The sequence below is a fragment of the Cupriavidus sp. 05N40 genome, from assembly GCF_056397305.1.
This window is the reverse complement of the sequence record NZ_JBFTND010000001.1, coordinates 82,623-96,714: the sequence shown is the minus strand read 5'-3', so window position 1 is coordinate 96,714 and position 14,092 is coordinate 82,623. Positions and strand designations below refer to the sequence as shown.

Annotated in this window: 10 protein-coding genes; 5 read left to right on the top strand and 5 right to left on the bottom strand. The window is 70.1% G+C overall.

The window, feature by feature from the left end; all coding sequences use genetic code 11:
* Positions 1–2: 2 nt before the first annotated feature.
* From AC1DO7_RS00435 to AC1DO7_RS00420, 4 genes are read right to left on the bottom strand one after another with little or no spacing between them, the layout of a single operon-like run.
* A complete protein-coding gene (locus AC1DO7_RS00435; RefSeq protein ID WP_441650299.1) occupies positions 3–641 on the bottom strand; it encodes an N-carbamoylsarcosine amidohydrolase in 639 nt (212 codons plus the stop codon).
* The gene (locus AC1DO7_RS00430) at positions 631–1,734 is read right to left on the bottom strand and encodes a 2,5-dihydroxypyridine 5,6-dioxygenase NicX family protein (RefSeq protein ID WP_441650300.1); all 1,104 of its coding nucleotides are present in this window, start codon (positions 1,732–1,734) and stop codon (positions 631–633) included. The genes AC1DO7_RS00435 and AC1DO7_RS00430 overlap by 11 nt, the downstream gene beginning before the upstream one ends.
* Positions 1,735–1,762: 28 nt before the next feature.
* Positions 1,763–2,605, bottom strand: a complete 843-nt coding sequence (locus AC1DO7_RS00425; protein WP_441650301.1) for an alpha/beta fold hydrolase — start codon at positions 2,603–2,605, stop codon at positions 1,763–1,765.
* 17 nt (positions 2,606–2,622) lie between these two features.
* Positions 2,623–3,375: a maleate cis-trans isomerase family protein gene (locus tag AC1DO7_RS00420; RefSeq protein WP_477115665.1), complete on the bottom strand. Its 753-nt coding sequence runs from the start codon at positions 3,373–3,375 to the stop codon at positions 2,623–2,625.
* A gap of 381 nt (positions 3,376–3,756) precedes the next feature.
* On the opposite strand from AC1DO7_RS00420, the gene AC1DO7_RS00415 reads away from it, so the two are divergent.
* The 5 genes from AC1DO7_RS00415 (at position 3,757) to AC1DO7_RS00395 (ending at position 11,153) form a co-directional block, all read left to right on the top strand.
* Positions 3,757–4,911 (top strand): FAD-dependent monooxygenase, encoded by a 1,155-nt coding sequence (locus tag AC1DO7_RS00415; protein ID WP_441617319.1) that lies wholly within the window; start codon positions 3,757–3,759, stop codon positions 4,909–4,911.
* Between the two features lie 132 nt (positions 4,912–5,043).
* The gene (locus AC1DO7_RS00410) at positions 5,044–5,550 is read left to right on the top strand and encodes a (2Fe-2S)-binding protein (RefSeq protein WP_441650302.1); all 507 of its coding nucleotides are present in this window, start codon (positions 5,044–5,046) and stop codon (positions 5,548–5,550) included.
* Complete coding sequence (locus tag AC1DO7_RS00405) at positions 5,547–8,567, top strand: c-type cytochrome (protein WP_477115664.1); 3,021 nt, start codon at positions 5,547–5,549, stop codon at positions 8,565–8,567. Before AC1DO7_RS00410 ends, AC1DO7_RS00405 begins: the two co-directional genes overlap by 4 nt.
* A 425-nt stretch (positions 8,568–8,992) precedes the next feature.
* Positions 8,993–10,303 (top strand): MFS transporter, encoded by a 1,311-nt coding sequence (locus AC1DO7_RS00400; RefSeq protein WP_441617313.1) that lies wholly within the window; start codon positions 8,993–8,995, stop codon positions 10,301–10,303.
* An 85-nt stretch (positions 10,304–10,388) separates the two neighbouring features.
* Positions 10,389–11,153, top strand: a complete 765-nt coding sequence (locus AC1DO7_RS00395) for an IclR family transcriptional regulator (protein ID WP_441617311.1) — start codon at positions 10,389–10,391, stop codon at positions 11,151–11,153.
* A gap of 7 nt (positions 11,154–11,160) precedes the next feature.
* Here AC1DO7_RS00395 and AC1DO7_RS00390 read toward each other — a convergent pair whose 3' ends face one another.
* Positions 11,161–14,031 (bottom strand): hypothetical protein, encoded by a 2,871-nt coding sequence (locus AC1DO7_RS00390; RefSeq protein ID WP_477115663.1) that lies wholly within the window; start codon positions 14,029–14,031, stop codon positions 11,161–11,163.
* Between the last annotated feature and the right edge of the window lie 61 nt (positions 14,032–14,092).

Genomic DNA, 14,092 nt, shown 5'->3' with positions numbered 1-14,092 from the left:
GCTCAGCGCGCATCGCCACCGGCGCGCGCCAGCAACGCCAGCGCCTCGTCGCGCGGCATCACGCTGGCGTATTTCTGCGCCATGTCGAACAGGTTGGCGTCGTGCGGGCCGATAGCGCGGTCGCCCACGCAATCGGACAGCACCAGCGGGCGAAAGCCCAGCGACATCGCATCGACCACGCTGGCGCGCACGCAGCCGCTGGTGACGCAGCCCGCCACCAGCAGCGTCTGCACGCCACGCTGCGTCAGCCACGCCGCCAGCGAGGTGCCGAAGAAGGCCGAGGGCACCGTCTTGCGCACCACCAGCTCGCCGGCGCGCGGCGCGAGCTGCGGCACGATGGCGCTGTCGTGGCTGGCTTCCTTCAGGCCCAGCATGCCGGGCACCTTCAGGGTGAAGATATTCTGGTCGCTGTCGTCGTCGGCGAACACGATGCGGCTGTGCGCCACCGGCCAGCCCTGCTCTCGCGCGGTGGCCAGCAACGGCACGGTGTTGGCGATGGCGGCAGGGATATTGCCGCCGCCGAACACCTCCGGATTGGCGAAGCCGTTGACGAAGTCGATGATCAGCAGGCCGTAGGGCGCCCTGGGCGCCAGCGTGGCGCCAAAGCCCTGGCGCTGGTAGGTGGTGGCTTCATCGTGCATGGGTGGCTCCGCTCTCGTGTGTTTGCCCCTGGTTCGACTGCGCCTGGCCGGCCTGGTGCCAGCCGTCCAGCACCTTGCCGCGCTCGACCACCGCCTCACCATCGAGCCGCACGGTGCAATGCCGCACCGGGATATCGATATGGCAAGCCGTGGTGCGGCTGCCGCCGGCCTCGTTGTTGGGACCGAAGGAGCACAGGAAATTGCCTTCGAAGGCGCGTGCGTCCATGCCGATGGTGGCCTCGCGGTCGTACATGGCCAGCGTGGACCAGCGCGCGCGCGGCTGCAGGCCCCAGCCGATATGCGACATGGCGTAGGCCTCCGGATCGTTGAAGGAGGCCATGTAGTCGCTCAGCAGGTCGGCGTCGAGGCCGCCTTCGATATGCGTGACATAGCCATTGCGCACGGTGATGTCGACGGGCGCCTGCACATAGGACTTCATCGGCAGCAGGATGTCGCCGCGGTCGAGCACGATGCGTCCGCTGGTGCCGCCCTCGTTCGGCCAGGTCAGCACGAAGCCACTCGGCCAGTGGTCCCAGCGCCCGGGCTTGTCGACGAAACCGTACTCGCTGATGGCCGGGAACTCGCCCAGCGCGCAGCGCAGGTCGGTGCCGGCGCCGGACGTGATGTGCATTTCCCTGGCGCGCCCGAGCCGCGCGGTGGCGGCCATGACGCGCGCGCGGTCGTCCTCGGTGGGCACCAGGCGCACCAGCACTTCGGGCGGCTCCACCGCCAGCAGGATCTTGGTGCCGCCGGACAGGATCTCGTGCTGCTCGGGCGAGAACAGCAGCGTCATCAGGTCCAGCACCAGGTCGCTGGCCTTGAGCGCGGCGATGGCGGCCGGGTTGCCGGTCAGCGGCGTGGTGCCGAGATAGGCCAGCGCGTCGCGGCTGAGCGCGCGCTCGCCGTTGACGGGCGGCAGGTCGAGCCGGTTGACGATGGCGCCCATCGACGCCGCCGCGAGTTGCGCGGTGCGCAGCGTCTGCGGGTGGGTGGCGGCGCCGGTCAGCACCGTGACGGTCTGTCCGGGCTGCAGCCTGGACAAGGTGAGCACCTGGCGCCAGGCCTGGGTCAGGTCGTGATCGCTTACGGGCATGGTTTCTCCTTGGTTGGCGGTGGCGCGCTCAGGCGGCGGTCTGGTCGCACACGAGCGGCGCGCCGAGGAAATCGCCGAACGCGCGGTAGAAGCCGGCTTCGTCGTCCCACGGGATCATGTGGCCGGCATCGGGCACGCGCGCCACCAGCACGGCGGGCAGCAGGCCGCGGATCTCCTCGATATCTTCCGCGCGGATGACATCGCCGCGGCCGGCCACCATCAGCAGCGCGGGCACGCGCAGCGCCGGCAGGTCGGCGTGGATATCGTCGCGATGGAAGTCCTCGAAGCTGGCCACCACCGCGCGTTCGTCGCAGGTATGCAGCCACTCGGCGCGCAGGCGCAACTGGTCCTGCGTCCAGGTCGGGCAGAAGCGCCGCATGCCCTCGGCATCGATGCCCTGCCGCGCCAGGCGGATCGAATCGACATACCAGGGCAGTTGCGACGGATAGGCGCGGCGGCCCGGACCGGACACCGGCGGGTCCACCATCACCAGGCGGGTCAGCCCGGCGGGATTGGCGCGCGCCGCACGGATGCCGATGCGCGCGCCCATCGAGTGGCCGACGATGGCGTAGCGCGCAAGGCCGAGTGCCCGGGCAAAGGCAAGCACATCGGCGCCCTGCGCATCGAGGCCGTAGTCAAGCGTATCGCCCGCGGCCGACAGGCCGCGGCCGCGCACATCGAGGACATAGGTATCGAAGTGCTGGCCGAACCGTTCGCCGACGAAGCCCCAGGTGACGGCCGGGCTGGTGATGCCGGGCACGATGATCACCGCGTCGCGCTGCGCGCGCGCGCCGGCGTTGCCGCCGTAGCGCAGGTAGTGCTGGCGGATGCCGTTGGCGGACACATGGCCGCCGTAGAGAAACTCGCTCATGGCTGGCTCTCTCGCGCTCAGTAGGCGCCCGACAGCAGCGCGCCCGCGCCGGGCACCACCGGTTCGAGATCGAGCTGCCTGAGGATGGCGTAGGTGGTGGCGATGGCGGCGGTGATGACAGGCTTGCCGGTCATGGCTTCCACCTTGGCCACGGCCGGCAGCGAGGGCATCTGCACGCAGGCGGACAGCACGATGGCATCCACGTCCTTCGTATTCATCTGCGCGACGATGCCCGGCAGGTTCGCAGGGTCGTGGCGGCCTACCTCCAGGTTGTCCGCGATCTCCAGCGCGCGCCAGTCCACCACCTCGTAGCCCTCATTGCGGATGTAGTCCACCACGAGCTCGGTCAGGGGCTTCATGTACGGCGCGACCACGGCGATGCGCTTCGCACCGATCACCTTGAGCGCGTCCACCAGCGCGCCGGCGCTGGTGATCACCGGCGCATCGGCGCCATTGGCCGCGGTATGGGCCTGCAGGCGCTTCTCGGAGACGCGGTGGTAGCCGTGTCCCATCGCCATGATCGCCACCAGGCAGGCGTAGCCCAGCACGTCGACGCGCGCGTCGCTCAGCTCCAGCGCGCAGCGGTCGGATTCGGCGTCCATTGCCGCCAGCTCTTCCTTGACCACTTTCTTCATGCGCATGCGGCTGGAATGGAAGGTGAAGCGTTCGGGCCGAACCAGCTGGCGCGCCGCGAGCATCGCCGGGATTTCGGTTTCCATCGTGGTGTTCGAGCTCGGCACGATCTGGCCGATACGGAAATTTTTCTGCACTGTCGACTCCATCATCCATCTGTTTTGTCCACCCGCCCAGGCGCTGCGCTTGCGTGGCCAGCTCCTTGCACGGCGGCCCGGCGGCTTGCCAGCGCCCCGGTACCTTGCGAACGATTGTAGTGTACACACTGTAATTTCACAACAAATCAATGCGCCGCGCGTGCCGCACTTATTCAGTGCTCGCTTAACGAAATGATGCCTGAAAATGGGCATATTTTCCCGTGTACAGTGCAATGCACCGCTGCAATCACATCCGGATAAGGGTTTTCCATAGGACGCGCATATCGTTCCTTTACTTCCATTTTTATGGTGTGTACACTCGATTTCACCAACTGGCCGAAAGGCCGCTCCAGACCCACATACATCGCCAGGAGAAATATCGTGCAAGGCAAACCACGGATCGCAATCATCGGGGCCGGACTGGGAGGGACCGCTGCCGCGGCGCTGCTGCAGCGCAGCGGCTTCGAGGTCAGGCTGTATGAGCAGGCTCCGGCGTTCTCGCGTCTGGGCGCGGGCATCCATGTGGGGCCCAATGTGATGAAGATCATGCGCCGCATCGGCATCGAGGATGCGCTCAACCAGATGGGCTGCCACCCGGATTTCTGGTACAGCCGCGACGGGCAGAGCGGCGAAGTGGTCGCGCAGATCCCGCTCGGCGACTACGCGCTGTCGCACTACGGGGCCAGCTACCTGACCGTGCACCGCGGCGATTTCCACGCCCTGCTGACCGAGGCGGTAGCGCCGGGCACGCTGCTGTTCGACAAGAAGCTGGACAGCGTGGAAGACCTGGGGCACGCGGTACGCCTGCGCTTTACCGACGGCACGGTGGACGAAGCCGATATCGTGATCGGCGCGGACGGCATCAATTCGCGCATCCGCGAGACCTTGCTGGGTGCCGAGCCGCCCCGCTACACCGGCTACGTGGCGCACCGCGCCGTGTTCCCGATCTCGCGCGTGAAGGGCTTCACGCACGACCGCTGCACCAAATGGTGGGCCGACGACCGTCACATGATGGTCTACTTCGACACCGGCAAGCTCGACGAGATCTACTACGTGACCGGCGTGCCCGAGCCCACCTGGGACCTGAGCAAGAGCTGGCTGCCGAGCAGCATCGAAGAGATGCGCGCTGCCTTCGACGGCTGGCACACAGGGGTGCAGTCGCTGATCGAGGGCACGGTGGAAGTCACCAAGTGGCCGCTGCTCGAGCGCGACCCGCTGCCGTTGTGGAGCCGCGGCCGCCTGGTGCTGCTGGGCGACGCCTGCCACCCGATGAAGCCGCACATGGCGCAGGGCGCGGCCATGGCGATCGAGGATGCCGCCATGCTGACGCGCTGCCTGGAGCAGACCGGACTGTCGGACTTCGGCACGGCCTTCTCGCTGTACGAGGCCAACCGCGCCGCGCGCGCCAGCAAGGTGCAGCTTGTTTCGCACAACAATACCTGGCTGCGCGCCAACGAGAACCCGGACTGGTGCTTCGGTTACGATGTGTTCAACGTGCCGCTGGCGCAAGCCGGGCAGGTGGCGATCGCCGCCTGAGCCAGATCCGGCAATACCGCCAGGCCCCCGGGGCCTCCGGCCGCACATGCCTGCCCACGTCGCAGGCATGGCGCCGGAGCCGGGGACCGGGCCTCGCAGAGTGATGTTCTGGAACGCCCCCGCCCCACTGGAATGCACACGCCCCGCCCCCTCACCCTCCGGGTCAACCGGACCACGCACCTGCTCGATGCCGAGGTCGACCCCGACACGCCGCTGCTCTATATCCTGCGCAACGACCTGGCATGCAACGGCCCCAAGTATGGCTGCGGGCTGGGCCAGTGCGGAGCATGCACGGTGCTGGTCGACGGCGTCGCGGCACGCTCGTGCGTGATCCCGGTCAAGGCCGTGGCGCAGCGCGCGGTGACCACGCTCGACGGATTGGGCACGCCGGAGCGGCCCGACCCCGTGCAGCAGGCCTTTATCGACGAGCAGGCGGCGCAATGCGGCTACTGCCTGAACGGCATGATCATGACCGCCAAGGCGCTGCTGGCGGAGAACCCGTGTCCCGATGAAGCGCAGATCCGCGAGGCGCTGCGCTTCAACCTGTGCCGCTGCGGCACGCATGTGGAAATCCTGCGCGCGGTGCAGCGCGCCGCCGTGCTGCTGCGCCAGGCTGCCGGACCGGAAGGCGCGCCATGAGCGGGCGCGACGAGATCGTCGCCGGCCAGGCCGGCGCGGCGCCCTGGATGCCACCGGAAGCAGCGGATTGCCTCGCCTGCCATATGGTGCGGCCCCCGCAGCTTGCGTGGCAGGCCGGCACCCTGYGCAGCGCCCGGCTGGTCGATTGCGATGAGGCCGCCGCGCGCGCGGTGGCCGGCGTGGCCGCGGTGGCGCGGCGCGCAAACTTTCTCGGCATTGCCGCCGGCACCGCGCAGCAGGCGGCCCAGGCTGCCAGCGCATTGCGCGCACGCTGGCGCGCGCCGGATACCGGCAAGCCGGAGCTGCGGCCCGGCGCCCGCGTGATCGCCGCGCACGGCGATGCCGCCCAGGCCACGGCGAGCGCCGCGGGCGGGAGCACGCAAGACTACCGCTGGCCGTTGGCCGGCACGCAGCCCGGTGGCTGCACCGCCATTGCCGACTGGCGCGGCGGCGCGCTGCGCGTCTGGCTGCCCAGCCGCACGCCCGGCGCCCTGCGCGCCGAACTGGCCGCGCTGCTTGGGATCGGCGCGGACCGCATCACGCTGGTCTGCTGGCAGGCCATGGACGATGGCGCGTCCGGCGAAGACCCGCTTTACGCCCACCATGCCGCCGCCGACGCAGCGCTGATGGCCCACGCCGCCGGCCGCCCGGTGCGCGTGCGGGTGCAGGCGCATGAACTCGGCGCCACGCAGGCGTGGGCCGGCATCCATCTGCAAAGTGCATGGGCGAGCGATGGCCAGATCACGGCCTATGCTGCCGATGCCACCATTGACGCGCGCCACAGCGCGGCGCTGGCAAGTGCGCCGCCGCTGGCGCTCTGGCTGACCGGCACGCCGTCGCCCGTCAGCGAGATCCGCCCCGATGCGCATGGCGGCGCTGCGCAACCCGACGCGAGCGACGCCATCCTGCCACCCTACCGTTTCGCCAGCCTGCGCGTGACACAGGCCGACGCGCCGGGCCAGCCGCCTGCCGCGGCGCCGGCGGAACAAGCGGGGCAAGCAGGACAGACGGCGCGCGCGCACGTCTTCGCGCGCGAATCGCATCTGGACGAGATCGCGGCCGCCAGTGCGCAGGATCCGGTGGCATTGCGCCTGCGTCATCTCGAAGACGCTCGCGRCGCCGCGCTGGTCGGCCGTGTCGCCGCCCAGGCCGGCTGGCAGCCGCGCGCCACGCGCGCGCAAGGCAGCGGCAATGTGCGGCGCGGGCGTGGCTTCGCCTACGCCAGCACCATCGACGCCGGCGACGCCCATGCCGGGCGGAGCTGGTCCGCATGGGTGGCGGACGTCGAAGTCGACGCGGCCACGGGCGAGGTCAGCGTGACYGGCATCACGCTGGGCCACGACGGCGAAGCTGCGGGCAAGCCTGTCCCCGCCGACGCGCCGGCACTGCAGCAGCAAGCCATGCGCGCCGCGCAGCGCCTCACCGCCGGCGGCGGCTTCGACAGCTGGGGAGAGACGCAGGCCTTGCAGCAGGAGGATCACCTGCCGGCGCTTGCCGACGCGCCCTTGCCCACCGTGCGCGTCGCCGGCACGCTCGGCCCTGCGACCCTCGGCACCGGCGCGGCGACGACACTGCCGGCCGCGCCCGCCGTGGCCAATGCCATCTTCGACGCAACCGGCGTGCGCCTGCGCGAGCCGCCCTTCAGCGGCGAACGCCTGCGCGCCGCGCTGGCCGCGCAGGCAGGCGGCACGGATGCGCGCGGCGCCAGGCGCAAGCGCAACTGGCTGCTTGCCGCCGCAACCACCGCGGCGACGACCGCCGCCGGCCTGATCGCAACCGCCATGCCCTGGCGCGCGCCGATCGCGCCGGTGGCGCCGCCCGCGCCCGGCTTCTACTCGGCGGCCACCATCGAACGCGGCCGCCTGGTGGCCGCCGCCGGCGACTGCGCGGTCTGCCACACGGCGCCCGGCGGCGTGCGCAACGCCGGCGGGCTGGCGCTCGATACGCCGTTCGGCACCATCTACAGCACCAACATCACGCCGGACCCGGAAACCGGTATCGGCAACTGGTCCTACGGCGCCTTCGAGCGCGCCATGCGCGAGGGCATCCACCGCGACGGGCGGCATCTGTACCCGGCCTTTCCGTACACCGCCTTCGCCAAGGTCAGCGACCCCGACCTGCAATCGCTCTACGCCTACCTGATGGCGGCCGAGCCGGTGCGCGCCAGGGCGCCGGAAACGGCGCTGGCCTTCCCCTACAACCTGCGCCCGCTGATGGCCGGGTGGAACCTGCTGTTCCATCGCGCCAAGCCCTTCGAAGCCGACCCCGCGCGCAGCGCGCAATGGAACCGCGGCGCCTATCTGGCCGAAGGCCTGGGGCATTGCAGCGCCTGCCATTCGCCACGCAATGCGCTGGGTGCCGAGCGTGGCGGCCGCGCTTACCTCGGCGGCGGCGAGGCCGAAGGCTGGGAGGCGCCCGCGCTGAATACGCTGTCGCGCGCGCCGGTGCCGTGGACCGAACAATCGCTGTTCGCATACCTGCGCCAGGGCTACGCGCCCCATCACGGCGCAGCGGCGGGACCGATGGCGCCCGTCGTCGAGGAGCTGGCGCTGTTGCCGGAAGAGGATGTGCGGGCTATCGCGCACTATGTCGCGTCCTTCGGCGAGAACGCGCCGGACGCGGCGCAGGCAGCCGCGCAGGCCGCGCTGCTCGAGCAGCGCAGCGCCGCTGCCGCGCGCGCGCTCGCCGGGCCGGCGCAGCGCCTGTACCAGAGCGCCTGCGCGGTGTGCCACCAGGGCGAGCAGGGCATCCGCCAGTTCGGCATCAAGCCTTCGCTGGCGCTCAATACCAATCTGCATGGCGACAAGCCCGACAACCTGATCCGCGTGCTGCTCGACGGCATCCCGGCGCCGGCGGCCAGCGCGCTGGGCTATATGSCGGCGTTCGGCGACAGCCTCGACGACGCCCAGCTGACGCAACTGGTGCACTACCTGCGCGCCCGTTTCGCCCCCGACAAACCCGCCTGGGACAACGTCGACGAGACGCTGGCCAGGGCCCGTGCCACGCCTTCGCACTGAGAAGCACTATCGAGGCGGTCCCGGCTTCGCCGCACGGCCATGGCAGGTACGGCTTGCCTGCGGCAGTTACGCCTGGCCTGGACCGCTTCGCTTGACCCTGATAGCGCCTCCAGGCGGGAAAACCCCGAGGAGAAAACCACGCCCTCGCCCTTGCACGGCTGTTTCATGTAGCTTACGCTGAATGATCATGTAGCAGGCACTACATGAGTGCGGCGTGAAGGAAAGCGGTGCCGGCCCTGCACAAGGACGGCGCCACGGCAGACGGCCAATGTGCCCTGCGGCCCGCATCAAACCATAAGAAAACGACCCAGCCATCACTGCACAGGCGCTGGCCCGCAGCTTGCATAGCAAGACGGCGGCCCGCCGCCGGCAGCACTGGCGAAGACACCCAACGGCAGACAACGGTAGAAAACAAAGGAGTGAACATGTCGTATCAGTATCAAGACGGCGCGGCGGGCGTACTGCCCGCCGCGTCCCGGCCCGACGTCTACCGCAAGGTGACGTGGCGCCTGATCCCGTTCTTCTGCGCCTGCTATCTCGCAGCCTATCTCGACCGCATCAACGTCGGGCTGGCCAAGCTGCAGATGCTCGACGACCTGCACTTCAGCGAGACGGTCTATGGCCTCGGGGCCGGCCTGTTCTTCGTCGGCTACATCCTGTTCGAGGTGCCGAGCAACCTGGTGCTGCAGAAGGTGGGCGCGCGCCTGTGGATCGCGCGCATCATGATCACGTGGGGCCTGCTGTCCGGCGCGACCATGTTCGTCACCACGCCGACCCAGTTCTACGTGCTGCGCTTCCTGCTGGGCGCGGCCGAGGCGGGCTTCCTCCCCGGCGTGCTGCTCTACCTGACCTACTGGTTTCCCACCCACAAGCGCAGCAAGATCATCGCCCTGTTCATGATGGGCCTGCCCCTGGCGAGCATGATCGGCAGCCCGCTGTCCGGCTGGATCATGACGGCGTTCGCCGGCGTGCACGGCTGGGCCGGCTGGCAATGGCTGTTCTTCCTGGAAGCCATTCCCTCGGTGCTGCTGGGCGTGATGGTGTTCATCTACCTGCCCAACGGCATTGCCGACGCCAAATGGCTGCAGCCCGACGAGAAGCGTGTCCTGCAGCGCAACCTGGAGTCCGACGTGCTCACGGAAAGCAGCCATTCGCTCAAGGCGGCCTTCACCGACCGCCGCGTGTGGATGCTGGGCCTGATCGACATGTGCCTGCTCATGGGCACCTACTCGATCGGCTTCTGGATGCCCACCATCATCCGCGACACCGGCGTGGCCAGCCCGCTGCATATCGGCCTGCTCACGGCCATCCCGCACGCGGTGGCGGTCGTGGCGATGCTGCTCAACGGCGCCCATTCGGACAAGACCCGCGAGCGCCGCTGGCATATCGTGATCCCCATCCTGGCGGGCGCGGCCGGCCTGGTGGGCAGCACCTTCGTCACCGGCTCGGCCTCCGCCACCGTGATGATGCTGACCCTGGCCAACGTGGGCATCGTGGCGACCTTCCCGGTGTTCTGGTGCCTGCCGTCGACGTTCCTGAGCGGCACCGCGGCCGCCGCCGGCATCGCGCTGGCCTGCTCCATCGCCAACCTCGGGGGCTTCGCGGCCACCTACCTGCTGGGCTGGCTGAAAGACACGTTCCACAGCCCCAGCGCCGGCCTGATCCTGTTCGCCGGCTGCCTGCTGGGCGCCTGCTTCCTGGTGCTGGCCATGCCAGCCAGGGTGGTCAACCGCTAAGCCGCGGCGACACGGGCGGCGCGCGGACATTGAGCCGCGCGCCGCTTATCCGTACCATGCTGCCCATGCAAAGCGGGAACATGGTATGACTCTCAAGACTCTGGACGGCGCGCTGGCCCTGCTGACCTACTTCACGGTGCGGCAGCCCACCTGGGGCGTGCGCGAGCTGGCCAAGCACAGCGGGGTGCACCACGCGGTGGTGCACCGCGTACTGGCGACCTTCGCCGCCAACGGCTTCCTGGTGCAGGACGCGGCCAGCGGCAAGTACTCACTGGGGCTGCGGCTGTTCGAGCTGGGCCAGGTGGTGCGCAAGACCTTCTCGCCGGCCGAGGTAGTGCAGCCGGTGCTGGAAAAGCTTGCCGCGCAAAGCGGCGAGACGGTATTCCTGTCATGGCTGGACGGCCATGAAGGCCTGTGCGTGGGCATGGTGCAAGGCCAGCACCAGCTGCGTTTCTCGATCGAGCTGGGCCAGCGGTTCCCGCTGCATGCGGGTGCCCATGCCAAGGTCATCCTGGCTTTCCAGGACGACACCTTCCGCGCCCGCGTGCTCGCGCACGCCAGCGACCCCGCGCATGCGCAGCCGGGCCTGGCCACGACGGATCCGGCCGTGATCGAGCCCCAGCTGGCGGAGATCCGCGCGCAGGGCTGGGCCCACACGCGCGGCGAGGCAGCCGCCAGCGTAGCCGGGCTCGCCTTGCCGCTGTGGTCGCGCGACCACGGCGCGGTGGTCGGCTCGCTGGCCATCGCCGGGCCGCAGCAGCGCCTGGATGAAGAGGCGGTGCCGCGCATGCTCGATGCCCTGCGCGACGCCAGCCGGCGGCTCGAGGAAGTCGTCGGTTTCGGACGCTAGGGTCTGCTCAGCGCGCCCACAGCGCGCGTGCCACCGCATCGCCCGCCGCGCCGCCGCCGAACACGCGCTGGCCGATGGCGAAGCCAAGTTCGCGGTAGCTCTCCCACTGCGCCTCGTCGAAGAACTGGTCGCTGGTGGGTTCCTGCGGAAAGGCCGGATGGCTGCCACCGTATTGCCGCACGTCCGCCGGTGCGCTGGCGACCTGGCAAGGCTTGAGCAGGACGATGCGCGTCACCGGCCTGCGTGTGGCGGCAGGCTCGTCGGCGCGATAGACATCGAGCAGCAAGGCGCATTTCTCGCAGGCCGCGGCGCGGGCCTGCGGCGTGAAATCCGCTGGCGTGCCGAACACGCTGCCGAGCACGGGATCCCCGGCGGCGGCGGTGTCGACCACGATCTCCAGCCCCATGTCGATGCGCGCCAGGCGGATCAGGTTGGCAAGGTCGCCGAACTGGTAGTTCGGATCCGCCCCGCAATCGCACAGCACGATCATCGACACCGCGCGCTCCGGCCGCAGCAGCTCATACACCGCGGTGTTCTCGAAATGGCCGCCGTCCGACAGGTACTGCCAGCCGCGGCGGGTGCCGTGAAAGCGCGCGCTCAGCTCGCAGGCCAGGTAGTAATGCGTGCGGAACAGCGAGATGAAGGCACCCAGCCAGGGCCGGTCGGGGCGGTCGTCCTGCACGCGGTCGCGCTCGGCACCGCCGGCGCGCGGTGCGCTGCCCGCATCGAGCGGATAGGACGGCCACCACGTGCCCAGGCGCAGGTTGGCCAGGCCCAGCAGCAGCGAGGTACCAAGTGTGGTGGAGCGGCCAAGGCCGGTGGAGATGGCCGCGCCCGAGGTGGCGATCCAGTCGCCAAGCGTGCGCGCCTGCGAGAGTTCGCTGCCGCCGGCCTTGTGCGTTTCCGGAAAGTAGCGCTGCCCGTCCACCGTGAAGCGCACGAAGGCGTCGGCGGGCAGCCCGCGCGCCGTGGTGGCCGGCAGCGTGAACGGCCCGGGCGCGATGCACAGCGGCTTGCCCTTGCGGTCGCGCTGCACCAGTTGTTCGGCCGGATCCACGGTCAGGTTGAGCGTGATGTTGATCAGGTGCAGCGGCGCCAGCATGGCGGGATCGTAGTAGGCGTTCAGGCTGAGCGGATCGCCATCGGCGGGCTCGGCGACGCTGAGGCGGGCGCGCTGGATGGCGTGCTGGCGCGCCGCCGTTCCCTCGCCCGCGGCAGGCGCGAAGCGCTGGCCGTTGGAGCCGCCAAGGTAGGCGCGCGTCAGCCGCGCCGAGTAGAACTGCTGCAAGGTCGACAGGTTCAGGAAGCCGGCGAAACGCCCGGCGATCAGCGTCAGCCCGAGCGCCAGGGCGCTCAGCGTGCCCAGCACAGGCGTGGTGTAGGCATTGCCGAACACCAGCCAGTCGACCGGCTCGCCGCCATTCCAGCGCACCCACAGGACCAGCCACGACCACAGCACGAAGACCAGCATCGCCACCACGGCCGCGGCGATGCCGGCCAGCAGCGATACCGGCAGCCGCGACAGCCAGCCGGTCACGCCAGCCTTGCCGTCGCCGCCCTTGCCGTCGACCAGGCCCGCGCCGTAGCGGATCAGCCAGACCACGCCGCCCAGCAGCCCGGCCGGGCCGAGTGCGCCCCAGGGATGTCCGGTGGACTGCGTGTACAGGTAGAACGTGCGCGCCACGGTATCCGCCACGCCCAGCGCCGCCAGCCATAGCACGGTGCCAACGGCGCCGCTGAGCAAGCGCGTGGCACGCACGCGGTAGGCCTGCACGGTGGCCGGCCGCACGCGGCACAGCGCAAAGCAGCAGGCTACGCCGAGCAGGGCCAGCACCGCCGCGCCCAGCAACAGGCAGGCCACCGCCAGGCCAGGCCCCATGCGGTGCAGCCATGCCGCCAGGCCCAGCATCACGACGCCCGCCAGCGCGGCCAGGCGCGTGGCCAGGCTGTCGAAGCGCAGCGCCGGGCGCGCATCGGCGGGATGCGGGTAGACCAGCCAGTACGCCACGGCAGGCGGCACCGCGAACAGCAGCAGCGCGGCCAGCGGCAGCCACATCAGTTCACTCCACCAGATCGCCAGGCCGCCTTCGTTGAAGACCTGCCGTGCGTCATGCAGCAGGTCCATCTCGTGCCGGCCCAGATCGATATAGGTGCCCACGGCCAGGTGACGCAGCAGCGCGAGTACCGCCAGCAACAGCAGCAACGCGCTGCCGATCACGTATTGCATGGCGAACCAGTTGCGCACCACCAGCGATSCCGCGTACAGCGAGTCGCCGGCGCCGGTCGGCGTCAGGTAGCGCCCGTTCTCGCGCAGCCACGCCACCGCGGCGCGGCCGGGATCGCCGGCGTACGACACCGAGGAACGGATGCGCCCGGGTGGCTCCTGCTGCAAGGTCCGGTAGGCCAGCGTCGCGGCCTCGACGCCGTTGGTGCCTGGCTTCAGGCGGCCCGGCACGAACAGGCTGCAGAAGAAGGCGCCGAGGTAGCCGCCGCCGCTGACGGTGGAGAGGTAGTCGAACTGGCCGAGCAGCGAGGCGGTGGCCGGCACGGCGGCAGGCTCGATGGCGTCGGGACCGTCGCCCTCCTGCACATCGGCGCGCGCCGCCCCGGGCGGCGGCGCGTGCGCGGCTTCGTGCCCGGCTTCGTGCCCGGCTTGGTGCGGCGTGGCGCCGGCCTGCCCCGCCAGCGCCGGCGGCGGCGCCTTGGCCAGCGCCTGCATCACGCCCAGGCAGAAGGTGGCGCTGCGGATGCCTCCGCCGGACAGGGCCAGCGCCCAGTTGCCGTCGCCGTCGCGCATCCGCCTGGCGATACCGAGTTGCCGGCGCCGCCGCGCGATGCGCGCCGATTCGTCACCGGAAGGCTGGTCTTCGGCTGGCATGCGGCTCTCCCTCGCAGATACCCGCCCCAGTATAGGCAACGCCACCTTGTATCCAAGTCCG